This window comes from Flavobacterium sp. B114r (assembly GCF_056824125.1).
On the sequence record NZ_CP124858.1, the window covers coordinates 5,104,926 to 5,130,413 of the forward strand.

General features: G+C 33.1%; 20 protein-coding genes and 1 other RNA gene. 9 read left to right on the forward strand and 12 right to left on the reverse strand.

What is annotated here, in order from left to right; all coding sequences use genetic code 11:
- Positions 1-290: 290 nt before the first annotated feature.
- From QLQ94_RS21275 to QLQ94_RS21285, 3 genes are all read right to left on the reverse strand, one after another.
- Positions 291-1,316, reverse strand: a complete 1,026-nt coding sequence (locus tag QLQ94_RS21275; protein ID WP_482498468.1) for a glycosyl hydrolase family 18 protein — start codon at positions 1,314-1,316, stop codon at positions 291-293.
- 89 nt (positions 1,317-1,405) lie between these two features.
- Positions 1,406-2,926, reverse strand: coding sequence for a SusD/RagB family nutrient-binding outer membrane lipoprotein (locus tag QLQ94_RS21280; protein WP_271336049.1), 1,521 nt, complete (start codon positions 2,924-2,926; stop codon positions 1,406-1,408).
- A gap of 11 nt (positions 2,927-2,937) precedes the next feature.
- A complete protein-coding gene (locus tag QLQ94_RS21285; RefSeq protein ID WP_482498469.1) occupies positions 2,938-6,126 on the reverse strand; it encodes a SusC/RagA family TonB-linked outer membrane protein in 3,189 nt (1,062 codons plus the stop codon).
- Positions 6,127-6,396: 270 nt separating this feature from the next.
- Between QLQ94_RS21285 and QLQ94_RS21290 the strand changes: the two genes are divergently transcribed.
- The 3 genes from QLQ94_RS21290 to QLQ94_RS21300 all read left to right on the forward strand — a co-directional run bounded on the left by QLQ94_RS21290 (position 6,397) and on the right by QLQ94_RS21300 (position 9,789).
- The gene (locus tag QLQ94_RS21290; RefSeq protein ID WP_271336047.1) at positions 6,397-7,449 is read left to right on the forward strand and encodes a sensor histidine kinase; all 1,053 of its coding nucleotides are present in this window, start codon (positions 6,397-6,399) and stop codon (positions 7,447-7,449) included.
- Positions 7,439-8,140 (forward strand): LytR/AlgR family response regulator transcription factor, encoded by a 702-nt coding sequence (locus QLQ94_RS21295; protein ID WP_271336046.1) that lies wholly within the window; start codon positions 7,439-7,441, stop codon positions 8,138-8,140. Before QLQ94_RS21290 ends, QLQ94_RS21295 begins: the two co-directional genes overlap by 11 nt.
- A 176-nt stretch (positions 8,141-8,316) precedes the next feature.
- Complete coding sequence (locus QLQ94_RS21300; protein ID WP_271336045.1) at positions 8,317-9,789, forward strand: MFS transporter; 1,473 nt, start codon at positions 8,317-8,319, stop codon at positions 9,787-9,789.
- Positions 9,790-9,963: 174 nt separating this feature from the next.
- On the opposite strand, the gene QLQ94_RS21305 is transcribed toward QLQ94_RS21300, so the two are convergent.
- Together QLQ94_RS21305 and fsa are read right to left on the reverse strand one after the other, a co-directional pair.
- Complete coding sequence (locus QLQ94_RS21305; protein WP_482498472.1) at positions 9,964-10,461, reverse strand: hypothetical protein; 498 nt, start codon at positions 10,459-10,461, stop codon at positions 9,964-9,966.
- 89 nt (positions 10,462-10,550) lie between these two features.
- Positions 10,551-11,207 (reverse strand): fructose-6-phosphate aldolase, encoded by a 657-nt coding sequence (gene fsa, locus QLQ94_RS21310; protein WP_192187922.1) that lies wholly within the window; start codon positions 11,205-11,207, stop codon positions 10,551-10,553.
- A gap of 216 nt (positions 11,208-11,423) precedes the next feature.
- Between fsa and QLQ94_RS21315 the strand changes: the two genes are divergently transcribed.
- Entirely contained in the window at positions 11,424-11,669 is a 246-nt protein-coding gene (locus tag QLQ94_RS21315) for a hypothetical protein (protein ID WP_427402731.1), read from the forward strand.
- 2 nt (positions 11,670-11,671) lie between these two features.
- Positions 11,672-12,763 (forward strand): GAF domain-containing sensor histidine kinase, encoded by a 1,092-nt coding sequence (locus tag QLQ94_RS21320; RefSeq protein WP_427402746.1) that lies wholly within the window; start codon positions 11,672-11,674, stop codon positions 12,761-12,763.
- Positions 12,764-12,791: 28 nt separating this feature from the next.
- On the opposite strand, the gene QLQ94_RS21325 is transcribed toward QLQ94_RS21320, so the two are convergent.
- The 3 genes from QLQ94_RS21325 to ffs all read right to left on the reverse strand — a co-directional run bounded on the left by QLQ94_RS21325 (position 12,792) and on the right by ffs (position 14,436).
- Positions 12,792-13,595 carry an SDR family oxidoreductase gene (locus QLQ94_RS21325; protein WP_482498474.1) on the reverse strand — a complete coding sequence of 268 codons (804 nt, stop codon included), beginning with the start codon at positions 13,593-13,595 and terminating at the stop codon, positions 12,792-12,794.
- Positions 13,596-13,703: 108 nt separating this feature from the next.
- Entirely contained in the window at positions 13,704-14,081 is a 378-nt protein-coding gene (locus QLQ94_RS21330) for a hypothetical protein (RefSeq protein ID WP_271336041.1), read from the reverse strand.
- A gap of 257 nt (positions 14,082-14,338) precedes the next feature.
- An RNA gene (gene ffs / locus QLQ94_RS21335) (signal recognition particle sRNA small type) lies at positions 14,339-14,436 on the reverse strand.
- Positions 14,437-14,524: 88 nt separating this feature from the next.
- On the opposite strand from ffs, the gene QLQ94_RS21340 reads away from it, so the two are divergent.
- Positions 14,525-15,577: a glutaminyl-peptide cyclotransferase gene (locus QLQ94_RS21340; protein WP_271336040.1), complete on the forward strand. Its 1,053-nt coding sequence runs from the start codon at positions 14,525-14,527 to the stop codon at positions 15,575-15,577.
- Between the two features lie 164 nt (positions 15,578-15,741).
- The gene (gene hutI / locus QLQ94_RS21345) at positions 15,742-16,980 is read left to right on the forward strand and encodes an imidazolonepropionase (protein WP_271336039.1); all 1,239 of its coding nucleotides are present in this window, start codon (positions 15,742-15,744) and stop codon (positions 16,978-16,980) included.
- Positions 16,981-17,103: 123 nt separating this feature from the next.
- Here hutI and QLQ94_RS21350 read toward each other — a convergent pair whose 3' ends face one another.
- A complete protein-coding gene (locus QLQ94_RS21350) occupies positions 17,104-17,982 on the reverse strand; it encodes a hypothetical protein (protein ID WP_271336038.1) in 879 nt (292 codons plus the stop codon).
- 98 nt (positions 17,983-18,080) lie between these two features.
- On the opposite strand from QLQ94_RS21350, the gene QLQ94_RS21355 reads away from it, so the two are divergent.
- Together QLQ94_RS21355 and QLQ94_RS21360 are read left to right on the forward strand one after the other, a co-directional pair.
- Positions 18,081-19,127 (forward strand): formimidoylglutamase, encoded by a 1,047-nt coding sequence (locus QLQ94_RS21355; protein WP_271336037.1) that lies wholly within the window; start codon positions 18,081-18,083, stop codon positions 19,125-19,127.
- Positions 19,128-19,251: 124 nt separating this feature from the next.
- Entirely contained in the window at positions 19,252-20,502 is a 1,251-nt protein-coding gene (locus QLQ94_RS21360) for a DEAD/DEAH box helicase (RefSeq protein ID WP_271336036.1), read from the forward strand.
- 129 nt (positions 20,503-20,631) lie between these two features.
- On the opposite strand, the gene QLQ94_RS21365 is transcribed toward QLQ94_RS21360, so the two are convergent.
- The 3 genes from QLQ94_RS21365 to aroC form a co-directional block, all read right to left on the reverse strand.
- On the reverse strand, positions 20,632-22,830 hold the full coding sequence (locus QLQ94_RS21365; protein ID WP_271336035.1) for a response regulator: 2,199 nt from the start codon (positions 22,828-22,830) through the stop codon (positions 20,632-20,634).
- Between the two features lie 136 nt (positions 22,831-22,966).
- On the reverse strand, positions 22,967-24,271 hold the full coding sequence (locus tag QLQ94_RS21370) for a dicarboxylate/amino acid:cation symporter (RefSeq protein WP_271336034.1): 1,305 nt from the start codon (positions 24,269-24,271) through the stop codon (positions 22,967-22,969).
- 53 nt (positions 24,272-24,324) lie between these two features.
- Positions 24,325-25,383 (reverse strand): chorismate synthase, encoded by a 1,059-nt coding sequence (gene aroC / locus QLQ94_RS21375; RefSeq protein WP_271336033.1) that lies wholly within the window; start codon positions 25,381-25,383, stop codon positions 24,325-24,327.
- Between the last annotated feature and the right edge of the window lie 105 nt (positions 25,384-25,488).

Genomic DNA, 25,488 nt, shown 5'->3' on the forward strand with positions numbered 1-25,488 from the left:
AAACGACTGCAAATTTTAAACCAACGACATAAAACAATCAATAATACGTTTCACGAAAACGTTTTCAAATTACTTTATCTATCTTTTTTATCACATTTATCAAAATTTTATTCATAGAATTTACTTATTTACTAAAAAATTCACATTTACAATAAAAACCTAATAATGTGATGTTTATATGTGAATTTAAAATTAAAGAGGCTGTTTTTTTAATTATATGCAAAAAAACAATACTCCTAATCTTACTACTTTAACAAAGTATTGTATTTTCAATTTAAACGATATTCATTTTAATTTCCACATAAAGCTGTTGTTTTTACTTTTAAAGTTGTAAATGTTTTATGAATAAGATCCAGTAAAGAATATTCATTGAAAGAATCCTGAGCTAATTCCCAAATCATAATACCACCCGTATTTTCAGAAGCCAATATTACTTTTTTGGCAATTGTAGGTCTGCCATTATAATATATCTTACCTAATTCGTCCTGATCTGCAAATTGAGTTCCTGCTTCTATAATTTGAGCATATGTAGAACTTGTAGCATCAGGATAAGTAAAATTATAACCGTAAAAAGGCACACCCAGAGTAATTTTATCAATTGGAACATTTTGAAGTTTGTGCCAAAAATCAATTCCTTCTTTTGCAAAATCAAAAGAACTATGCTGTCCGGGATTATTAGGAGTCCATGGCCCTGTGCTGTCATAAGCCATTACATTAATAAAATCGAACGCATTTAATACTTCCGAATTTATATTTTCGAAACGGGTATTATTAGGCAAAGCTGCCGTTAATATTTTTTTATGTTCTGTAAGGCTCTTTTTTAATTCAATAATAAAACCACTATATCCTGAGGTCACAGCGTTCCATTCCAGATCTACATCTACCCCATTCAGATCGTGCAACTCTACAAAACTTATTATGTTCTGAATTAGACCCGGCCTGTTTTCCGGTTTGTCTATCAAAAAAGACCAATTTGATGCTTGCTCTTCTGATATCACTCCACCGGCAAGCGAAATACTTATTATAATATTAGGATTAACTGATTTGACATATTTAATAAGCGGATCAAGATCTCCGTTAAAAATTAAATTTCCATTTTTATCCGGATTTGCGAATGCGATATTAAGATGCGTCAATTTGCAAAACTGTATAGAATTCATTTTATCGAAATTCCCTGAAGATAAATAACCTACGACTCTTGCCGTTTTAGTTTTTGAATTTTCAGGATCAGATTGTTTTTCAGCTGAACAGCTGTACGCTGAAAAAAGAGAACTTAGAAAAAAAAGGATGCCTAGTAAGGCTTTATTTCTTATCATAATTTTTAATTTAAACTTGTTGTTTTTAATCTTAATTAGAATGAAAATAACACCTTATTAGGCATAACTTTATATTTGAGATTTTATTTTTAGTTTACATCCCACCAAACTTTACCTAACCAGTCATTTTTCCCTCCTAATCTTGCTACAGCTTCCTGATAATTTTTTTCGTTTTTTTGCAATTCATCACTTGGATAGTATAAACGTGTTGGCACAACCCCGCCTGTTCCGGAATCTGAATTTGTTATAGGCACTAAATGAGGATATCCTGTTCTTCTCCAGTTAGAGTATGCTTCGATACTATTGAATAAATAGGTGATCCAAATTTGTGTTCCAATTTGTTCTTTTTCTGTTCCTGCCACTAATGGCTTGGCATTTACATAAGCATCGATACTTGCCTGACTTGCAGGAGCCGCACCATAAATCTCTAATTGCTTCACACCTGCCTCAACCCCTTTTTTATAATAATCTGCTGCAGAACCTGAAACCCAGCCTCTATAAGCTGCTTCTGCCAATAATAATTCTGTCTCTGAATAACTTACATGCAAAAAAGGAGTTGTTCTTAATTTTAAATAAGACTGTATACCAGAGGCTGAATTTGATCCTCCGGCAAGCTCCCATCTAAATACTCCAGGTTTAACACCTTCATATAATGTTTCGCCCGGCTGTATAGGTGCCCAGGGAACGACACTACTACTTGTTTTGGGAGTAGCGATCATAGTCAATCTTGGATCTCCGTTATTTTTTAGATAGTCTATTAGCAGTGAACTAAAATGATCTCCCTGATCATTTCCTATAAAACCATAAGACAATCCGTTTCCTCTGTAATCCAATCTGGCAGGATCATCACTAAAAGGAAAATCTAAATGATGCATAATACAGTTGTCATCATTACTTTCAAAAACTCCATTCTGAAGTGCTGCTTTCGCTTGTTTTTCTGCTTCAGCAGGGTTTACTTCAGAAATTCTCATTGCCGCACGCAAACGCATCGTGTTGGCTAATTTTTTCCATTTTGAAACATCTCCTTTATAAAACAGATCTCCTTTTATTAGATCTTTCCCAGTATTTAACTGATTAAAAGCTTCATCTAATTCTTTAAAAAAAGAAGCATAGATATCTTCTTGTTTATCATATTTGGGTGTTACAATTCCTTTAGAAAAAGCTAAACCTGCTTCTGAATAAGGTACATCACCATAAATATCTGTCAAACGCTGTGCAACCATCACTTTCATAATTTTAGCAACAGCATTCATATTTACAGCCAAAGGATCTTTACTCGTTACATCAAGAATATCAACAACACTTTTCATTTCATGAGCATATACGTTTCTCCATAAAGCCACTGCATATTCCTCTGAATTATTAAATTTGCCACCGTAGTTTGTAACCCCCCAGGAACCAGAGTAATGCTGCACAAAACCTCCTGCATATATTAAATTAGTTCTGTGCTGATAGTATCCGTCTCCGGACATACACAATTGGGTAAATGTAAGCTGACCTGCCGGATTTGCAGATAATGCCACAGGATCTTTTTCCAGTTCGTCAAAGTTTTCTGTACAGCCAACTACCGTAAATACTGCAAGTATGGCTATTATATATTTGATTTTCATAATTTACTTTTTTAGAATGTAATTTTAATATTAAAGCCATACGATTTCCTTGATGGTAATGAACCATATTCAAAACCTTGTCCATTTCCTGAAGTATACATCGACTCCGGATCTATGTTTGGTAAATCTTTACTGAATGTCAATAGATTTCTTGCAAATACAGAAAGATAGATAGAATTTATTTTTGCTCCGCCAAAAACACTTTTAGGTATGGTATACCCTAAACTTACCTCTCTTAATTTCACAAAAGAAGCATCATAAATAAAAGGTGCAGGCGTATTATCTGTAACATCTCTCCAATAATCCTGAGGATCTACAGGTTTTGTGTTTTTTACATAAACAGGATTATCAGCCGTTCCTGTATTTACCACTCCATTTGCTACATAACCACCCGTAGGAACCCATTTAGTGATATCGAAATTAGGATCAGTCGCGGCAGCTTGCGTTCTTGCAGCAATATAAGCATCTCTTCCTTCTGTAGTAATATCTAATAATCCTCTTGCTGCAGCAACAGAGTTTGTCATAGAATACACATCCATACCAAATTTCATATCCAATAAAAACTGAAGCGTGATTCCTTTATAAGAAAATCTATTGGTTAAACCAGCAGCCCAATCCGGAAGTCCTTTTCCTAAAGCAACCTTATTATCTGTGTAAACAGGCATACCATTTGCCCCTACAATCATTTCTCCCGAAGCTGTTCTTTGAAAATCTTTCCCAATAATGGTTCCAAATTGTCCGCCAACCTGTGCTACAATTGCGGCATTAGCCCAACGCGCCTCAGAAATAGTATAAGTACTGATATCCGGATGCAAAGAAAGAATTGAGTTTTTATTCTTAGAAAAATTCAAATCAATTCCCCATTCAAAATTCTTAGTTTTAATTGGAGTACCTGATAAAAATATCTCAATACCTTCGTTACGTAATTCTCCCGCATTTACTGAAAGAAATTCATATCCTGATGTTGCAGAAGAGGCTAAATCAAGTGTCTGATCAGATGTATCCTCACGATATACCGTAATATCTGCTTTTAATCTGTTTTTAAAGAAAGCCGTTTCTAAACCAAACTCAATTCCTTTTTTTGTCTGAAAAGTCAAGTTCGCATTTGGAGCCGATGTATTCTTAACATTTACCACACTCTGTCCGTCATAAGAAGAGTAAGTTGTGTAGTTTAATGAATTTTTATAAGCTCCCGGAGCATTAGAAACTTTTGCCCATGAAGCTCTTAATTTTCCATAAGAAAAAGCATCACTCTTAATATTAAATGCATCTGAGAATACGAAACCTAATGAGGCTCCCGGATAAAAAGCATCTTTATTAATAACACTGAACCAGTCATTTCTTCCTGTAAACTCAGCATATAAATAACCTTTGTAATCCAACTTTGCAGAACCGTAAACTGAATTTGTTCTTGTTCTTGTTTCTATTGGTGCATTTATTGTCTGAGTTGAAAAATTACTAATATATTCTGTTCCCGGCTGAATAATATTGGTTCCCTGACTAGAATTTTCTGATCTCCTGAAATCCCTTCTTGTTGCTCCTAAAATTCCTGAAAAAGTCAAATCAGTAGCTAATTTGATTGCATTAAAGCTGGCGATGATATCAGTATTCATTTCAGAAACCGTAATATCATTTAATCCAAGATAACCAGTATCTCTTCCTGGCCATGTATTGCCCGGAACCATGAAATCTTTAGAATCAAAAACATAAGTATCCAAACCGGTTCTAAAAGTCAGTCCAACCCATTTTTCAAGTTGATAGGTTCCTGCAACATTCCCTGTAAAACGATTTTTCTTAGAGGAATTGTGATTCGCATCTACCGTTAAATAAGGATTCAATTGATAAATATTGTTATTCCACTTATAGATTTCTGCAGTCTGCGGGTTTCCATAATTTTTCAACCACGCCTGATCAATATTTGGTGCCAGACCACTTAAGGAATAACCAACATTGTTAGGAGAATCACCTAAGCCAGGTCGATTATTTGTTGTTTCCATCATGTAATTTACATTAGCATCTAAAGTAAATTTCTCTGATTTTAAAGTAGCGTTTAAAGTCGCATTATTTCTTTCTAATCCTGAATTTGGAATAACGTCATCATTTTTCATGTTATTAAATCCAAAACGAAGAAATGCGTTTTCACTTCCTCCAGAAAGTGCAATTCCGTTTGTTGTTGTAACACCGGTTCTGAAAAAATCCTGAATATTATTATCCACTTTAGCATAAGGACGCATAGAACCATCAAATATTTTTACCTGTTCTCCTACATGATTAGAAAATTTAGGTCCCCATGCACTAGTCGTATATCCGTAAATTTCACTAGGTGCCTTTAAAGGATCCGGCAAAATTCCGCGGCCTCCAGTACCATATTCATCTTGAAAATCATCATACTTTGCATTTACACGATCAAAACTAACACCGCTGGTCAGTTCTACTTGCAATTTTCCTTTGCTTCCTTTTTTAGTCGTAATTAGTATTACCCCGTTTAAAGCTCTCGAACCGTACAAAGCTGATGCAGCTGCACCTTTTAATACAGTCAGACTCTCAATATCATTCGGGTTAATGCTCGAAAGACCGTCACCGTTATCTCTTCCGTCAAACCATTTACTGGCTGCGGCATTGTCATTATTCAAACCTGAGTTATCAATTGGCACTCCATCTACAATATAAAGCGGCTGGTTACTCTCGCCTATACTAGAAATACCTCTAATAATAACTCTGGCACTCCCTCCTACTCCTGTCGAAGGCATCGAAACATCAACTCCGGCAATTTTACCTGAAAGCGACGATGCTACATTTGTTGTAATCACTTTATTAAGCTGATCTCCTTTAATATCCTGAACCGCATAACCCAGTTCTTTCTTCTGTCTCTTAATACCTAACGCAGTCACTACAACTTCATTTAGGTTTTGTGTATCTTCTGCCAATACAACATTTACTGTAGTTGATTCGCCTACAGTGGCAGTCTTGGTTTTAATACCGATATACGAAAACACAAGAACATCTCCTGCAGATGCTTGTATCGTATATTTTCCGTCATAATCAGATTGGGCGGTTGTTTTCCCTCCTTGAATTACAATACTTACTCCTGGCAGCGGCAATCCGTTTTGATCGCTCACTAAACCTTTGATTGTTTTTACTTGGGCAAGCGTGACCTGCGCAGTAAACACAAACATAAAGATTAACATAATTTGTTTCATTTTAACATGGTTTTGTTGGTTAAGCGATAAATCTATTGTTAAAATTAACATAAATAAAACATTTTAAACAAACAGCACAAAACCTTAAACCAACGACACAAAACAATCAATAATACGTTTTACGAAAACGATATCCCAAATAGATAATATAAATTTTACCTTTTTTTATAAAATTTTATTTAAAAGAATTGCGTTTTACCCAGTAATTGTTTAAAGTTGCACAATATTTATAAGTAAAAGAATACCTAATAACAAATTGCAAAAGTAAAGTTGACTGAAATCCAAAAATTAAAATTTGACATTAAGCTTAAAAACCACGTTTGGTTTTGGGGCAGCTATTTCACTCTTAACTTTTTACGATGGGGAGCTTACTTTAATGATTATCCTTACTCCTTCAAATCAAACCTGATTGAGTTCTCTTTGCATATCCCACTTGTCTATTTTAATCTTTTTGTTTTAGTACCACGTTATGTATTAAAGCAGAAATATATTACATATACAATTTCGCTGATCATAAGTTTATTTTGCATCTATTTACTAAAAACAGCTCTTACCTATTATATTATATCAGAAAACATCTGGCCGGAAGCCAATAGAGAATATCATCCTTTCGAAATTAACCATATTGTTGCCGTTTGCATTGGCGAATTGTACGTTCTTGCCATGGCATCATCCGTTTACCTTACACTAACGTGGTTAAGAGAGAGAGAAAGAAACAGATCTTTGAGAGAAAATCAGTTTAAAATCAAACTAAAATACCTTGAAAATCAAATCCAGCCGCATTTCTTTTTCAACACCTTAAACAATCTCTATGCATTATCATTAGAATCTTCTGATAAGGTTCCGGATGTAATTATAAAACTATCAAATTTGATGGAATATGTTTTATATGATGTAAAAGGAACCAAATTTGTTCCATTAATTAAAGAAATTGATTATATTCAAAATTATATCGAAATTGAGAAGTTACGCTTTGATAATGTAGAAGTTACGGTAAACTTAGAATCTAATATCGATGACATTATAGTACCTCCTCTCATATTCATTTCATTGGTCGAAAATGCCTTTAAACACGGGAGTATAAACAACAATAACTTAAAAATTAAAATCAATTGTAAGATTATCGATAATAAAATATTGGATTTTGAAATCTTAAATAATTTTGTAAATTCACAAAATTTAAATACCAAAGGCGGAATTGGCTTAGTAAATACAAAAAAAAGATTAAAATTAATTTACAAAAACGATTTCAGTTTAAAAAATACCACTAAATTAAACTACTATATAATCCGTTTGCAAATACCTATTAATAATGAAGATTAAATGCGTGTTGATTGATGATGAGCCATTAGCGATCAAAGTCCTGCAAAATTATTTTACAAATTTTACAGATTTTGAGGTAATTGGTACATTCAATAATTCTTTAGAAGCGCTTGATTTTATAAACAGTACTGCTGTGGATGCCGTGTTTCTGGACATTAATATGCCTATGATGACAGGTTTTGAACTTATTAGCTTAATAGAAAACAAAACAAAAGTCATTATTACCACTGCCTTCAGGGAGTTTGCAGCAGAAAGCTATGATCTTGATGTTCTGGATTATTTAGTAAAACCAATTCCATTACCGCGTTTTATAAAATGTATCAATAAAATCACTACTGAATACAATGTAAAAAACAATATCAAGGTTGAAACCACAAAAGGCGATTCTCATATTTTTATCAAAGTCGATAAAAAAATGATGAAAATTAACATTGAAGAAATCCTATTTGTTGAGGGCATGAAGGAATATATAAAAGTTGTCACGCCTGATAAAACTTACATTACCCATAAATCATTGACATCTTTGTCTGAAGAATTACCTGCAGATCGCTTTTTACGCATTCATAAATCGTATGTAATTGCACTAAATAAGGTAAAATCTATCGAAGGAAACCGTATTCAGATACAATCTTACACCATTCCTATTGGCAGAAATTACAGTAAAGAGGTAAAAAATAAAATTCTTGAATAAACTTTAACTTTTAAATTCATTTTCTAAGTCGGTAAAAATTAACACTTTGTTGAAAAAATGACGTCGTTCGTTTAAATTTAACATTATTTGTGCCTTTTTATTTTTTTTTGATATACTTAACAAATATATTTACGGTCTTCAAAAAACAATAAAATAAAAAATTAACCTCTTAAATTATGAGTTCAGAAAATGTTCAAACCAAATGGGGACAGTTTATCTCGTTGATAATTGTTTTCTTCTTTTGGGGTTTTGTTGGTTCTGCCAATGATATCCTGATTCCGGTATTCAAAAAAGTTTTTACTTTATCTCAAGTACAATCACAATTAGTAGCCTGGGCATTTTACGCCGCATACTTCGTAGGGTCTGTGATTTTCTTTTTAGTATCTACAAAAGTAGATGTTTTACAAAAATTTGGATACAAAAAAACCCTTTCTGCTGGTTTACTTCTTTCAGCAGTTGGATCATTCTTATTTATTCCTGCCGCAACAATGGAAAGCTTTCCATTCTTCTTAACAGCTTTATTTACTGTAGGTTTAGGATTTTCAATCCAGCAAATTGTAGCGAATCCACTTGCAATTAAAATGGGAAGCCCTCAAACAGGAGCTCACCGTTTGACTTTAGCAGGAGGTATTAATTCTTTTGGAACAACAATTGGAGCTATTTTATTAGGAATTGCTTTGTTTGGAATGGGAGATAACAAAAACACATCACTTTCATTAGAAGATATCAAACTACCTTTTATTATCCTTGGACTTGCTTTTATCGCAGTTGCCATTTTCATGAACTTCTCTAAAATCGAAGATCCTGCAAAAGAAGAGGAAGAAGTAGTGAAGGTAGCTCACGAAAAATTCAAAATATCTGACTACCCTCAACTATACCTGGGAATGTTAGGAATCTTCATTTACGTTGGAACTGAAGTTACAATTATCAGTAACTTACCCGCTTTATTGCATACCGCTGAATTTGGTAATGTTTTAGAAGATGCCATAGCGCCATTTATTGCACTTTATTGGGGAAGCTTAATGATAGGCCGTTGGAATGGTGGTGCAAACGTTTTCAACACTTCTAACTTAGTAAACACAGCATTAAAATTCATTGTACCGGCAGTAGCTTTTGGAGTTATTATTGGCGCCAACATTTTTGCTGCTCACGATGTTTCTGCATTCTATATTTATCCACTTTGGATTTTATTGTTTATCGCCGTAAGTTTTGTAGGTGGTAAAAATGCCGGAAAAACGTTAATGCTTTTCGGAATATCAGGATTATTAATGATGGTTGCAGGATTGGTTTGGCCAGATCCTTCAATTGCTAAATTCTTCTTTATCTCCGGAGGTTTATTCTTATCTATTATGTGGCCGTCGATCTTCGATTTAGCGATTGCAGGTTTAGGTAAAAATACAGGAAAAGCATCTTCATTTTTAATTATGATGATTCTTGGAGGAGGAGTTATTCCTTTGATTCAAGGTAGTATTTGCGACTTTGATCTTACCAGTCCAGGAGGAATCTTCGGAATCACATGGACACATTTCTCTTATGTTATTCCACTTCTTGGATTTGCTTATTTAGGATTTTACGGTTTCTATTGCCCAAAAATCTTAAAAAGACAAGGAATTGATCATAACATTCAAAGCGAAGGCGGAGGTCACTAAGCCAAATCATAAAAACAAAAAAAATCCCAAATTCCAATTTTATCGATTGGAATTTGGGATTTTTTTATTTGCAACTTTATCTTTTCCTAAACCCTACCGGTTTTTAAAACCTGTAGGGTTCCTATACGTCAAATCAAAACCTTTGAACCTTTATACCTTTGTATCTTTGAACCTCTACTTAGCATTTATAACATTTTCCAGATTCTTCTTGAAAACTGCTTTATTTTGCGCCGACAACGTATAAACAACATCTTTATCAGCATGCACTATCACTTTGTCTATATTAGCTTCTAAAAGAGCTTTTGGGTCTTTTATTTTCAAAGTGCAGGCACCATCGAAAAAACCATCATCTTCGATAATTTTTTTCGCCTCGATAATAGTTCCGTCATTTAAAACTGCTGAAATTGTCATCGTCTTATTCAGTGTATTAGAGTAAAACCCATCCATGACCAATAATAATCGATATGAATTTTTCAATTCAGGCCCTTTAAACTCATGGCGTGTAATGTTATACCGCAAACCTTTTGCCAGCGTTTGAAATTGCACAGAACAATCCAGTTCAAAACTGGCCACATCACCTGCTTCATTAACCTGTTTTACAATTTTAGCAACCTGAGCATTAGCCATCATATTTCCAATCAAAAACACGAAAATCAAAATACTTTTTTTCATATACATTTCTTTTTGAGACATATAAATGTAAAAAAAAATCGTCACCTTATTTAAAAGATGACGATTTTTAAATTTTAAATACCTGAGTATTACTTATTTCCTTTTTCGAAATCAGCTACAAATTGAGCCAATCCAATATCAGTTAATGGGTGTTTCAACAACCCGTAAATTGCAGAAAGAGGTCCCGTCATAACATCAGCACCAATTTTAGCACAATTTACAATATGCATTGTATGACGCACAGAAGCAGCTAAAATTTGAGTTTCATAACCATAGTTATCATAAATCAATCTAATTTCTTCGATCAAATTCAAACCATCAGTTGATATATCATCTAAACGACCAATAAAAGGAGAAACATAAGTAGCTCCTGCTTTTGCAGCCAATAAAGCCTGACCAGCAGAAAATACTAATGTAACGTTTGTCTTAATTCCTTTATCAGAGAAATATTTTGCAGCCATTACACCTTCTTTAGTCATAGGCAATTTAACTACGATCTGATCATGCAATTCAGCCAATTCTTCACCTTCTTTGATCATTCCATCATAATCAAGCGCATTAACTTCAGCACTAACATCTCCTTCAACAAGATTGCAAATATCAACATAGTGCTTTAAAATGTTGTTTTTTCCGGTAATTCCTTCTTTTGCCATCAATGACGGGTTAGTTGTTACACCATCTAAAACACCTAAAGCCTGTGCTTCTTTAATCTGAGCTAAATTAGCTGTGTCAATAAAAAATTTCATAATTATATCTATTTAATTGTGTTCCTCTTTTGGGCGTGTTCGCCGCGGCGAATCGGGCTTTCGCCTTTATCTTTTGTTCCGTTTCACTTCACAAAAGGATACCGCCTCTATCTCTCACGCAAAATTCCGTGCAAAATTACAATTTATAATTTCCATAAAATAAAAAACTAAAGAAAAATTCTAAATATCAAGATTCAACCACATTATTTCTATAAGATGAAACTAATTTTATTTTTTGTACTTTTAAACAATAAAATTCCCAATAAAAAAGTGCTAGAAGATAACTTCAAACAAGATATAATTAATATCGAGAACATTACAATTGTTCCTAATCTACTTAATGTTATTTGCCAAACTACCGGAATGGGTTTTGCAGCAGTAGCAAGAGTAACAGAGGATCGATGGATTACTTGCAGCGTACAGGACAATGTTAATTTTGGTTTAAACCAGGAGACGAATTAAAAATAAAAACAACGATTTGTAACGAAATCAGACAAAATCCTAAACCTGTAATAATCGATAATGTAAGCAAAGATCCTGATTATCACGATCACCATACTCCCGCAATGTACAAATTGCAAAGCTATATTTCTGTACCAATAATACGTCAGGATGGAAGCTTTTTTGGAACATTATGTGCAATTGACCCAAAACCAAACAGCTTAAAAGAATTCAAAATTAGCGAAATGTTCAATTTATTCGCTGAGCTTATTTCGTTTCACCTTACGGCAGTAGAACAGTCAGCAGAAAACAAACTGATTCTAAAAGAAAAAACACATCTTCTTGAAAAAACAGTCGATGAAAAAAAAGGCATTGAGAAAAAGCTAATCCAAAAGAATATTTCATTAGAAAAAATGAACAGCGAGCTCGAAGCTTTCAACTACATTTCAAGTCACGATTTACAAGAGCCTCTAAGAAAAATTCAGCTATTTACAGATACAATTGAGCGCGAAGAAGCCTGTAATTTATCAGAAAAAGGGAAAGCAGCATTTCACAAAATCAAGTCTTCAGCTTTTAGGATGCAAAATTTAATCAATGATCTTTTGATTTATTCTAAAACAAAATTTGATGATAGAAAGTTCGAACTAAAAGACTTAAATGTTATCGCTAAAGATGTTATTGAAGATCTTACAAATGAGTTTGAAAATAAAAATGTAACTTTTGATATACAAGAATTAGGAAAACTCTCTGTAATAGAATTTCAATTCAGGCAATTACTTTATAACCTAATCAATAATTCATTAAAATTTGCAAGTCCGGACCGCAATTTAATCATCACGGTATCAGCAAAAATTACAAACGGTGAATTAGAAAAACTTTCACCGCTTACCAAATATTATAAAATAACCATTGCAGACAACGGTATTGGATTTGATCCGTCGTACAGCGATAAAATATTTGGACTTTTCCAGGCTCTACACACAAAACCCCTGAAAAGTACCGGAATTGGGCTCACAATAGTAAAACGAATTGTAGAAAATCACAACGGATTTATCAAGGCTGAAGGGATCCTGAATCAAGGAGCAAAATTCGAGATCTTTATTCCAGTAGAATAGATTCGAATTTTGCTCTCAGATTGTATTGTTACAATTTATAATGATTCATTAACATCTTTTCATATACTTTATCAGGAAGAGCACGTTTTAAGACAATCGAAAACTTTTGCATGAAAGCCCCCACTTTATAATGCACGTTTGGCTTTTTTTGCTGCATGATCTTATAAATAAATTCAGCCATTTCAGTAGGATTACTTCCCGCATCGACATGCTCATTCATTGTTGCAAGCGTTTCTCCATATACTTTTTCGTAGGCAGAACCTTTTACAACCGGCGCGTGATAACGTCCTGATGCAATATTTGTTGCAAAATCTCCAGGCGCCACATTCGTAATTTCGATTCCAAATGACTTTACTTCCATACGCAAAGCTTCTGTAATCAATTCCAAAGCTCCTTTTGATGCAGAGTAAACACTGCGATATGGCAATCCCATATAAGCAGCAATCGAAGTAATATTAATAATCAAACCAGATTTCTGCTCACGCATTTGTGGCAAAACAGCCTTCATTACTTCAATAGGTCCAAAAAAATTAGTCTCGAAATTATTTTTAATTTCTTCCATCGGAATTTCTTCCAAAGGTCCGGTAATTCCAACACCTGCATTATTAATCACCACATCTAATCGACCTGAATTTGCAATAATTTTATTTACGGCCAACTTTATCGATTCGGCATTGCGAACATCCAAAGCAACCAACGGGAAAATTGAATTGAGTACTTTCTCAGGATTTCTGCTTGTTCCGTATACTATGAAACCTTTTTTATGTAAAAATTCTCCAATTGATTTTCCAATCCCAGAAGATCCTCCGGTTATTAAAACGACTTTGCTCATTGCAAGTTAGATGTTAAATGTTATTAGGTAAAAAATTAATGTTTTTTTTTATTGCGGTCAAATATACAAAACAATGACTATTTTTTTAAACGATAAACTACGGCCTTATTAATGATCAAGCCAATATTTAAATTCAAGTTTTGATTCTAATTCTTTTATCATTGTTGAATCCTTTACTTCTTTAGAAAAATCAACACTAATCTTATCAGGATCTATTGTTGAATATTGTACTACGAAATATTTATTTAATTTAAATGTAGAACTATCAGGACAAGCACCTGCTCTATTTCGGTATAATTTATCATTTACATAATATTTTACATACGCATCACTAGTTTTTCCTGTTGGCCTACATAAAGTATATCTACAAATAGTCTCACCAGGATATTCTCTGATTTCTTTTTTATAATTTTTTCCTTTAACAACAAGATAAATCAATCCAAAAAATAAAAAGACAAAAAATAGTTTCGAAAATTTTTCTTTCATTAATTAAAGAATTTCAGGCGTAAACGAATAATACATTATAATCTTAGAACTAATTTGTTTATAAACATTTTCCCAGGGTTAAAACCTCGGGCTAAGACTGAAATACAACAAAAATATAGAAATTAGAGCTCTATCTTCTCACATTTCACTAATAACACTTCAAATTCAAAACATCCAAAAATAAAAAAATCCTCCATAAGGAAGACTACTTTTCAATTAATTATAAAAAAAAATCCCGAAAGATCGGGAATAAAAAAAAATGGCAAGCGACCTACATCGCACCGCTCAACCACGTACCCTTGCTATGTTCCCATCCTGGGGGAGTCTGCAGGAGCTGGTCGTGTAGGACTTGCCGGTGCAAATATACAATCTTTTTATATTTTTGCAAGACCTTTGTTGCTATAAAAATATCGTCGTATATTGGCTTATTCAAATTTTTAACTATGAAAAAATATAACTTCCTAACTGTCATTTTATTAGGAATCACATTAATTGGATGTGGAGATAAAAATAAAGCTGAAAATTCTTTATTTAATATTGATGATTCTGCTTTTCCGGCTCATTTTACACAACAAGAATCAATTTCTATTGGAATTTTGAACCCAAATTCGAAAGAAATCGACAGCATTGCATACTTTGTCAACGACAAAAAAGTGGGAAGCACAAAAGGTGCTCAAAAATTTAATTTCGCATTAAAAGATCAAAAATTAGGATATCAATACTTAAAAGCTTCAGTTTATTTTGGATCTGCTTCTTCTGATGCAACCAAAAGAATCGAATTAGTTTCTAATATTGAAGCTAAACCTTTAAAATATAAAATAGTCAATACTTACCCTCACGATAAAAAATCTTTTACTGAAGGTTTAGAGTTCTATAAGGATACTTTGTATGAAAGCACAGGACAAGAAGGCGCTTCTTACTTAAGAAAATACGATTATAAAACAGGAAAAATCTACAAACAAATTGATCTTGACAAAAAATATTTTGGTGAAGGAATTACTTTTATCAACGGAAAATTGTTTCAGTTGACGTGGCAAAACAAAACCGGTTTCATTTATGATGCAAACACATTAAAATTAGAAAAAACATTTGCTTACGATAAAGACATTGAAGGCTGGGGAATGACAAATGATGGAAAATACATCTATCAGACTGATAAAACAGAGAAAATCTGGAAAATGGATCCGGCAACTCAAAAAATGGTAGATTATATCAATGTATACTCAGGAACGTCAAAAATTAAAGCAATCAATGAATTAGAATGGATTAACGGAAAGATTTACACCAATGTTTGGTTTAAAGATGCGATTGCAGTTGTAAATCCAACATCCGGAGCGGTTGAAGGAATTCTGGACATGTCAGGTTTACGCAAATTGATGCCGGATGTAACCAAAGATGATGTTTTAAACGGTATTGCTTACAATCCTAAAACAAAAACAATCTTTGTAACAGGAAAAAACTGGAGTAAAATGTTCGAAATAACAGTTTCAGAATAAAAGTTAAAAGGAAATATTCAATTTTTTTTAATTTCAAATTCCAATATTAAACACGAATTTCACAGATTTCACGGATTAGCTCGTGATAATTTGTGAAATTTGTGTTTTAATCTAATAGCTAAATATCAAAAAAGTCTTTTCTCTAATACAACTAAATTCATATAATGATTACTCTCATCAAAAACATAAAAGAATTACTTCAGGTTCGTGAAACTTCTGTCCCTAAAGTTTCAGGGGCCGAAATGGCAGTTCTTCCTTCTATAAAAAATGCATTTTTAATTATAAAAGACAATCTTATCATAGATTTTGGTTCTATGGGAAATCTTCCGGAAATCAAAGCTGACAAAGTTATTGATGCAACAGGAAGAATTGTTTTGCCTTCATGGTGCGACAGTCATACACATATTGTATATGCAGGAAATCGCGAACAGGAATTTGTAGACAGAATCAACGGATTCTCTTATGAAGAAATTGCTAATCGCGGCGGCGGAATTTTAAATTCAGCCAAGAAACTCAACGAAACTTCTGAGGAAGAAATTTATGAGCAATCAAGACTACGCTTAGAAGAAGTCATGCATTTAGGAACCGGAGCTGTCGAAATAAAGTCCGGTTACGGCTTAACAATTGAAGGCGAACTAAAAATGCTGCGTGTTATTAAAAAATTATCTAAAAATTACCCAATTTCAATAAAAGCTACCTTTTTAGGCGCTCATGCTTTTCCGCTTCATTACAAAGACAATAAAGCAGGTTATATCGAAGAAATCATCACTAAAATGCTGCCGGAAATTGCTCAAAACAAATTAGCAGATTACATTGATGTGTTTTGCGAGACTGGTTATTTTTCTGTTGAAGAAACTGAAAAAATAATGGAAGCCGGAATTAAATTCGGCTTAGAACCAAAAATCCATGTAAATCAGTTTAATTCTATTGGAGGAATACAGGCCGGAATTAAATTTAAAGCCCTTTCTGTCGATCATCTCGAAATTATGACACGAGAAGATATCAACGCTTTAAAAAACACAGAAACAATGCCTGTAGCATTACCATCATGTTCTTATTTTTTAAGTATTCCGTACACGCCAGCCAGAGAAATGATAAAAGCAGGCTTACCAATTGCTTTGGCTACAGATTTTAATCCAGGTTCTACTCCGTCCGGAAATATGAATTTTGTAGTGGCAACAGCTTGTATCAAAATGAAAATGACTCCTGAAGAAGCCATTAATGCTGCAACAATAAATGGCGCTTATGCTATGGGAATCTCTGAAACCCACGGAAGCATCACTAAAGGAAAAAAAGCCAATTTAATCCTTACGAAACCTATTTCGTCTTATTATCAGATTCCATATGCTTTTGGCAGTAATCTCATCGAAAGCGTTTTTCTTGAAGGCGAAATCTTAATGTAAAAGACTTTTCAAACAGATTCTAAAAGCAATTAAAGAGATCATCTAATTCCATAAAAAAAGGTCTGCGAAAACTTCGCAGACCTTTAATATTTTAGTGGTATTATTATTCTAAAATACTAGTTTTTACCTTAAGTTAAAACTAGTTTTAGAAACTAATTCATCATTATCAAAAACATTGATAAAATAAGTTCCTTTAGCAAAATCTTTACCTGGTAAATCTTCACTAACATTCACTGTTTTGTTTTCATACTTAACAGTAGTTTTAAAACTATAAGTTAAAGTATTATCACCAAAATTTTCTGTTTTTTTATCTCCTAAAACATTATTTTTAGCATCGATAACTTGTACATAATACGTTTTATCACCTGATTTTGCAATTTGGTTTTCAGCAACAGTAAAACTAATTTTCAAAATATCTGCACGGCTTGCTTTATCAGTTTCAATTTGTTTTCCAGAACTTCTAAGTTTGTAAGCAGAAGTTTTTGTGTTCAAAATTGATAATTTAGCCCCTTTTTCAACAGTTTTTGCTAATTCTTCGTTTTGACCAACTAATACTTCATTGTACTTTTTAGATTCTCCTAAAACTACGATTGTACTATCTCTTTGAGTTGTTAAAACACCATTTTGTTTTTTCAATTCATCATTTTCAGCAACCAGAGTTTTCATTTTACCTTGCATTGCCTGAACCTGAGATCTAAATTTAGATACATCTCCTTTTGATTTATTCAAATCATCCATTAGAGCTACTACTTTATCTCTTTCCTGAATTAATTCATCAGACATAGAAGTATTTTCAGCGATTGCAGCATCATAAGTTGTTTTTAACTCTTGCAGATCTTTCATAACAGATTCTTTCTCTGTTAGAGTTGTTGTAAGTTCAGTTTTTGTAACATCTGAATCAGACGATAATTTAAAAATATACACTAAGCTACCAATCAGTAGGACTGCTAAAACTGCGATTACCGCTTTTAGACTTGAGTTGTTGTTCTTTGGGTTTTCCATATTTAAAATAATTTTCTTTAAAACAAATTTAAGAATTAATATAAGGTTATAACGTAAGTTACTACAATTATATTATTTTTGGAAAATAAAATTTTTTCATGGAGAAATTAATTCCTTTTACTATTAATGATTTAGCAAAAGTCACAAATCATCGCAGTGGTGAAATAAAGTTCGGAGAAAAGATGATTATCATTCCGAAAGGAGTTGATAAAATTAATTTTCTGAAAGAAAGCGAAGCCAAATATGTGCTTTTGGGAATCCCCGAAGATATTGGTGTGCGCGCCAATTACGGAAGGCCCGGAGCAGCATCCGCATGGGAAAGCGCTATAAAAAGTATTGCGAACATCCAGCACAATCGCTTTGCTAAAGGCAGTCAGATTATTGTTTTAGGACAAATTAATGTCACCCAGGAAATGCGTGATGTCGAAAATCTTGATTTCAATGATATTGACGATCGCTCAAAATTGAGCCAACTTGTTGAAAAAATCGACAAGGAGGTCTCGCATATTATTTTTAATATCGTAAAAGCAGGAAAAATCCCGATCATCATTGGCGGAGGTCACAATAATGCTTACGGAAATATAAAAGGTTCTGCTCTGGCCAAAGGAAAACCAATCAATGCTATTAATTTTGATGCCCATTCAGATTTTAGGATCCTTGAAGGCCGTCATAGCGGAAACGGGTTTTCATATGCGTATGAAGAAGGTTTCTTAAAAAAATATTTCATTTTTGGCTTACATGAAAACTATACTTCAAAAAGTGTTTTGGATATCATCAAAAAACTGGAAGACAGGGTTCGATACAATACTTACGACAGTGTAAATATTCGCAAAGAAAAAGACTTTAACAGAGAAATGGCTTTAGCATTAGAATTTATCAAAACAGATTCTTTTGGTATAGAAATAGATCTGGATGCAATTCCCAATATTGCCAGTAGCGCCATGACAATCAGCGGATTTTCAGTTGAAGAATTACGCCAGTTTATTTCCTTTTTCGGACAACACAGAAACGCGACTTATTTGCATATTTGCGAAGGAGCACCCGATTTGGCAGATTCTCCTAACAATAATTTAATTGGTAAATTGATTGGTTACTTAATCACTGACTTTATAAAAGCAAACAACGAAAAAGAAAAATTGCCATGAAGGTCAACCGGCTTAAAACCTCATATTTTCCAAATAATAGAAGATTCAAATAAACGATTGGTCGAATAAACCTATCTTTGCACAGAATTTTAGTACTTAAAACTAGAATCTTAATACCTAAGATATGTTATTCGAAGATTTATCACTTTCAAAAAGTATACAAAAAGCCGTATTTGAAGAAGGCTACCTTAACCCTACTCCTATTCAGGAACAATCTATCCCGATTGTTTTGGCAGGAAGGGATTTAATTGGTTGCGCACAAACCGGTACAGGAAAAACTGCAGCATTTGCAATCCCAATCATACATCAATTACACCGAATTGTAGGCTCAACAAAAAAAGCTAAAGTAATTCGTGCTCTTATAGTTACTCCAACACGTGAATTAGCGGTTCAGATTGGACAAAGTTTTGATACTTATGCCAAATATACTAACCTGACTCAATTGACGATTTTTGGTGGGGTTTCGCAAAATCCACAGGTAGATGCGTTAAAAAATGGAGTTGATATTCTGGTTGCAACACCAGGAAGATTATTAGACTTACAAAAACAAGGTTTTCTTGATTTAGATCATTTACACACTTTAGTTTTAGACGAAGCAGATCAAATGCTGGACATGGGTTTTATAAACGATGTAAAAAAGATCGTAAAACTAACACCTAAAAACCGTCAGACTTTATTGTTTTCTGCAACAATGCCAATTGCAATTCGCGAATTAGCCGAAATGTTTTTGCAGGATCCTGCAAAAGTCGAAGTTTCTCCGGTTTCATCAACAGCAGAAAACGTTGAACAGCGTGTTTATTTTGTTGAAAAAACAGAAAAGAGAAATTTATTATACCATTTAATAAAAAACGAAGATTTATCGAATGTTTTGGTTTTCTCAAGAACAAAACACGGAGCCGATAATGTTGTAAAAGCACTGAGAAAAAATAATATCGCAGCCGAAGCAATTCACGGCGATAAATCTCAAAATGCAAGACAACGTGTTCTTGATGCTTTCAAAAATAAAGAAGTTGGTGTTCTGGTTGCTACAGATATTGCTGCCCGTGGTATTGACATTGATCAATTACCATTTGTAATCAATTTTGACTTACCAAACATTCCTGAAACTTACGTACACAGAATTGGACGTACAGGACGTGCCGGAAACGGAGGAATTGCAATTTCGTTTTGTAGTAAAGATGAACACGGATATTGGAAAGACATTCAAAAACTTATAAAAGTGGATGTTAAAACCATTACTGATCATCCGTATCAATGGCATGCAGGAAGTCCTGAAGCAGTGGCAGAGAAACCTAAAAATTCAAACCGAAGCAGTGGAGCACATAAATCCAGAAAGTCAGACGCTTCTAAGCAAAATAAAAAACGCTGGTATTAGTATTAGCATACTATTATTGTAAATAGTTCTGAACACGAATTTCACAAATTAGCACAAAGTTTAATAGTTAAAATTAGTTTGAAAAATTAATTTAACGAAAGAATTAGTGGCAATGAATGAAATTCGTGTTTATTTGTTTATACTCAACTCGTTTTTCGCCTCATTTATTAAATAGCTTATAATTTTAAACAATTTAATAGGTTCAAATGGCTTAATAATAATATCATTGATTCCAGACGAAATTGCTTCATCAGTAATTTCATCCTTGTCAAAAGCTGTCAGAGCTACAATAGGCGTTCTTATCCCTTTTAAACGAATTCTTTTAGTAGTTTCAAAACCATTCATCAAAGGCATATTAATATCCATTAAAATAAGATCAAAATCTTCTTTTTCTAATATATCCAAAGCGCCAAAACCATCGTCAACTACTTTACAGATATAATTATTTTTTTCGATGATCTTCTTTGTTACCAATTGATTTATGAGATTATCCTCTACAATTAAAATTCTATAAACTTCATGTGATGTTAAATCAACTTCGATTTCATCAATAATATTTTTTGTTCTCTGAGGATCATATTCAAAAGGAATAACAAACAAAAACGAGGTTCCTTCGCCAACATTACTTTCAAGACTTATTGTACTGCCAAAAAGCCCTAACAATCTTTTTACAATACTCAGGCCTAAACCAGTTCCCTGATAATCCTCGTCATTTCTGCCAACCTGAACAAATTTCTCAAAAATTTTCCCCTGATCTACAATTGCAATCCCAACGCCATTATCTTTTATAAGAAAATCAAGAAAATAGATCTTTCCCTCTACCTTCTGCAGCTTTACAATAATCTCAACTTCTCCATCTTTGGTAAACTTTAATGCATTACTCACTAAATTCATAAGAATTTGTGCAAGCCGCAACTTATCCCCAATTAAATATTCCGGAATCTCAGGATCTATAGTGATTGAAATCTTATTATTATTTTTTTGAGATAAAAAAGAAAGAGAATTTTTGATCATTGTAATTTCATCTGAAATATTAAATGTCAAATTTTCCAATACCACTTTATTCTCTTCAATTTTATTAATCTGGAGAATATCATTTACTAATGACAATAAATAACGCGCTGAAAATTTCAGGGAACTCAAATGCTGGCTTCGGGATAATTCTTTATGTTCTTCAAGCAACATATTAGTAATACCAACAACACCATACAAAGGAGTGCGCAATTCATGGCTTATAGTCGAAATAAACTGAGTTTTGAGCAAAGAGGCTTCTTCTGCAATTTCTTTTGCCTGAAGGAGCTCTAAATTATGTTTTTTCTTGAATTTTATATTTTTTACTAAAGTGATAATTAAAAAGAGAAGAATAAGGGAAATCAGAATAAACAGAACAACTATTATTCTTGATTTTTTAAGACTTTGGTATTGTGAATCTTTTTCATTTTCTATTTTATCTATCTGTCTTTTATATTCATCCAGTTCAAGACTAAAACCGGCACTCGAAGCTTTCTTGAGTTTTTCCTGATTGTACAATTCATCAGTAATTTTATCATATAAAGCGAGGTTTTCATAAGCTTCTTTGTGCCTTTCGTTTTTATTCAAAAACTTCGAATATTCTAAATGAGCGAATGCCAGATCTGATTTCTCTTCACTGTTTTTTCCGGCCCTTATTGCTTTCTTAAAAAAATCATTTGCTGATACATTTTCATTTTTATGACTCATGTACATCCCGTTAAGCATATTAACTACAATACCAGTAGATCTGTCACCGTATTTTTGGATATTATTGCCTACAAATTTCAAATAAGGATATCCTTCTTCGTATTTACCAATATCAAAATAGGCCCAGGCTATATTTACATTTGTAAAATAAACCTGGCTCATGTCATTAATTTTTAAACCGTAAGCAATTGATTTTTTATAGTAACTGATGCCTTTATCAAATTGTTTTTTTTCGAAACAATATATATTCCCTAAATTATTATAAAGACTGTATTTTATAGAATCGTTGTTTGTTTTATTAGCATAAAACAAACCTTTATTATAGAAGAAAATTGCTTTATCAAACTCTGATAATTCACTGTAATTACCAGCAATAATTTTGTATGATTTTGCTATTAAATAATTATTCTTGGCTGCTGTAGCATAATTTAGTGCTACTCTGGAAGTAATTAATGATTTTTCGAAATTGGCTTTCTTATAATCATTCCATGCTTTTTTTACAAGTGCTGTGATTTTCTCATCTGACATGCTTTCAGATTGCGCACTTGCCGAATTGGCGAAACAATTCAGGAGTAAAAACATCAATAAAAAATTCCGCATTTGGGGCATCAATCGGCTAATTTTATCAAATATACACTTAAAAATAAAAAAAAGCTGTATTTCATTAAAAAATACAGCTTTTCTTTATTTGCTTGCTTATTACTTAATATTTCGATATGTTTTTATTTAAAAAACATCGAATATCTTATATATTATCTGAAATAACATCCTGTCCATCCGGAATGTCATCCATATCATTATCATTTTCCCATTGCCCAACAACAGAAGTTGCCAATGCATTCCCTAATACGTTTGTAGCACTCCTGAACATATCACAAAAGTGATCTATTGGCAAAATCAGGGCAATTCCTTCTACAGGAATTTTAAACATTCCACAAGTAGCCGCTACAACTACCAAACTTGCTCTTGGTACTCCGGCAATTCCTTTACTGGTTAACATTAAAACCAGAAGCATAACCATTTGAGTTCCCAAATCTAAATGCACACCATAAAACTGAGCAATAAAAATACTTGCAAAGGTCATGTACATCATACTTCCGTCAAGATTAAATGAATATCCCAGCGGTAACATAAAAGATACAATTTTATTTTTTACACCAAAATCTTCTAATTCTTCTGTTAATTTTGGAAAAACAGCTTCACTGCTCGTTGTTCCAAAAGCAATTGCTACAGGTCCAACAATACGGCGTAACAACTCTGTCATTCTTCCTTTCAGGAAAATATAACCTACCAGAATTAAAACTACCCAAAGCGTACTTATTCCAATTAAAAACGATCCGAAAAATTTAAAATAGGTAATCAATAACTCTTCTGCATCCCGTATTGCAAATACTCCGGCAATTGCTCCAAAAACTCCAATTGGAGCGAAGTTCATCACATAATTTACCATTTTTAAAACGATATGCGATATTTTATCAAAAGCATTAATAACCGGCTTCACAGTACTTCCTAACGAAGCTGCAGCCAATCCAAAAAATATTGCGAATATAACGATCTGCAAAATCTCATTAGTCGCCATTGCCTCAAAAATACTTTTAGGAACAATGTGTTCAATAAAATTTTCAAAAGACAATATTTTTGTTTTAGCAGTTACCTCAGATGCAGCCGCCATATCTACATGATCTAATTTCAGACCAACTCCCGGCTGTAAGATATTTACATAAAACAATCCTATTAATAATGATATAAAAGAAGCTGTGAAAAACCATCCAAGAGCCTTTCCTCCAATTCTTCCTACTGTTTTTAAATCTCCAAGTTTAGCAATCCCCACAACTAAAGTTGTAAATACTAAAGGAGAAATAATCATTTGTACCAATCGGATAAAAATGGTGGCAAGCATTTTTATTTTATCACTAAATGATTGCGCTGCCTCGGCCGAAATCGAGTTGTGCAATATAATTCCTAAAGTTGCCCCAAGAACCATTGCAATTATAATTTGGCCCGTTAACCCTGAAAGAAATGATTTTTTTTTGGTTTCTTTTACTTGCATTAATTTATTTATTTAGAATTAAAATACCAAGACCCTCACTGTCTTAATTTTTATTAATATGTTTTGTTGATCAAATAAAAATCAGCCAAAACAATTGCGGCCATTGCCTCTACAATAGGCACTGCACGCGGAACAACACACGGATCATGACGGCCTTTTCCGGTCATTGGTGTGATATTACCTTTATTATCTAATGAATCCTGAGTTTGCATAATAGTCGCAACAGGTTTAAAAGCTACTCTAAAGTAGATATCCATACCGTTACTGATTCCTCCCTGAATTCCTCCGGAAAGATTTGTTTTTGTAGTTCCGTCAGGATTGTATAAATCATTATGTTCACTTCCTTTCATTTCAGAACCAGAAAATCCGCTTCCGTATTCAAAACCTTTTACAGCATTTATAGAAAGCATTGCTTTTCCCAGCTCAGCATGTAATTTATCAAAAACAGGTTCGCCTAAACCAACCGGAACATTTTGAATCACGCATGAAACTATTCCACCAACAGTATCTCCCTGTTTACGGATATCACGAATGTATTCCTCCATAATGGCTGCTGATTTTTCATCAGGACAACGAACAGGATTACTTTCTATTTTAGAAAAATCCAAATCCTGATATGGCGTATCTAAATGAATTGGCCCTACAGATGAAACATAAGCATTGATTTTAATTTCAGGTAACATTTGCTTTGCAATTGCACCGGCTACTACTCTGCTTGCTGTTTCTCTCGCTGAGCTTCTTCCGCCACCGCGATAATCACGAAAACCATATTTTTGGTCGTACACATAATCAGCATGACTTGGTCTGTAATTATCTTTTATATGAGAGTAATCATCAGATTTCTGATTGGTGTTCGGGATAATAAAACCTATTGGCGTTCCAGTAGTTTTACCTTCAAAAATTCCGGATAAAAACTGAACTGCATCCGGTTCTTTTCTTTGTGTTACAATTGCTGATTGTCCTGGTTTTCTTCGGGACATTTCAACTTCAATTGCTTCTAAATCAATTTCAATTCCTGATGGACAACCATCGATAATTCCGCCCAAAGCTTCACCATGAGATTCTCCAAATGTTGTAACCTTATATAGGGTGCCGTAGCTATTTCCTGCCATTGTAATTTGTTTTGAGCAAATGTAAGTTTTATGAATTAAATTAAAAAATTTAAAATTAGTATTATTAAGTAAAGGTTAAGTAGTTTAAAAATTACAATTTAATAA

What these genes read in the sequence shown, in the direction of transcription:
- QLQ94_RS21275 (WP_482498468.1), bottom strand. Translation starts at nt 1,316, where the DNA reads ATGATAAGAAATAAAGCCTTACTAGGCATCCTTTTTTTTCTAAGTTCT.
- QLQ94_RS21280 (WP_271336049.1), bottom strand. Translation starts at nt 2,926, where the DNA reads ATGAAAATCAAATATATAATAGCCATACTTGCAGTATTTACGGTAGTT.
- QLQ94_RS21285 (WP_482498469.1), bottom strand. Translation starts at nt 6,126, where the DNA reads ATGAAACAAATTATGTTAATCTTTATGTTTGTGTTTACTGCGCAGGTC.
- QLQ94_RS21295 (WP_271336046.1), top strand. Translation starts at nt 7,439, where the DNA reads ATGAAGATTAAATGCGTGTTGATTGATGATGAGCCATTAGCGATCAAA.
- QLQ94_RS21300 (WP_271336045.1), top strand. Translation starts at nt 8,317, where the DNA reads ATGAGTTCAGAAAATGTTCAAACCAAATGGGGACAGTTTATCTCGTTG.
- QLQ94_RS21305 (WP_482498472.1), bottom strand. Translation starts at nt 10,461, where the DNA reads ATGAAAAAAAGTATTTTGATTTTCGTGTTTTTGATTGGAAATATGATG.
- fsa (WP_192187922.1), bottom strand. Translation starts at nt 11,207, where the DNA reads ATGAAATTTTTTATTGACACAGCTAATTTAGCTCAGATTAAAGAAGCA.
- QLQ94_RS21315 (WP_427402731.1), top strand. Translation starts at nt 11,424, where the DNA reads ATGAAACTAATTTTATTTTTTGTACTTTTAAACAATAAAATTCCCAAT.
- QLQ94_RS21325 (WP_482498474.1), bottom strand. Translation starts at nt 13,595, where the DNA reads ATGAGCAAAGTCGTTTTAATAACCGGAGGATCTTCTGGGATTGGAAAA.
- QLQ94_RS21330 (WP_271336041.1), bottom strand. Translation starts at nt 14,081, where the DNA reads ATGAAAGAAAAATTTTCGAAACTATTTTTTGTCTTTTTATTTTTTGGA.
- QLQ94_RS21340 (WP_271336040.1), top strand. Translation starts at nt 14,525, where the DNA reads ATGAAAAAATATAACTTCCTAACTGTCATTTTATTAGGAATCACATTA.
- hutI (WP_271336039.1), top strand. Translation starts at nt 15,742, where the DNA reads ATGATTACTCTCATCAAAAACATAAAAGAATTACTTCAGGTTCGTGAA.
- QLQ94_RS21350 (WP_271336038.1), bottom strand. Translation starts at nt 17,982, where the DNA reads ATGGAAAACCCAAAGAACAACAACTCAAGTCTAAAAGCGGTAATCGCA.
- QLQ94_RS21355 (WP_271336037.1), top strand. Translation starts at nt 18,081, where the DNA reads ATGGAGAAATTAATTCCTTTTACTATTAATGATTTAGCAAAAGTCACA.
- QLQ94_RS21360 (WP_271336036.1), top strand. Translation starts at nt 19,252, where the DNA reads ATGTTATTCGAAGATTTATCACTTTCAAAAAGTATACAAAAAGCCGTA.
- QLQ94_RS21365 (WP_271336035.1), bottom strand. Translation starts at nt 22,830, where the DNA reads ATGCCCCAAATGCGGAATTTTTTATTGATGTTTTTACTCCTGAATTGT.
- QLQ94_RS21370 (WP_271336034.1), bottom strand. Translation starts at nt 24,271, where the DNA reads ATGCAAGTAAAAGAAACCAAAAAAAAATCATTTCTTTCAGGGTTAACG.
- aroC (WP_271336033.1), bottom strand. Translation starts at nt 25,383, where the DNA reads ATGGCAGGAAATAGCTACGGCACCCTATATAAGGTTACAACATTTGGA.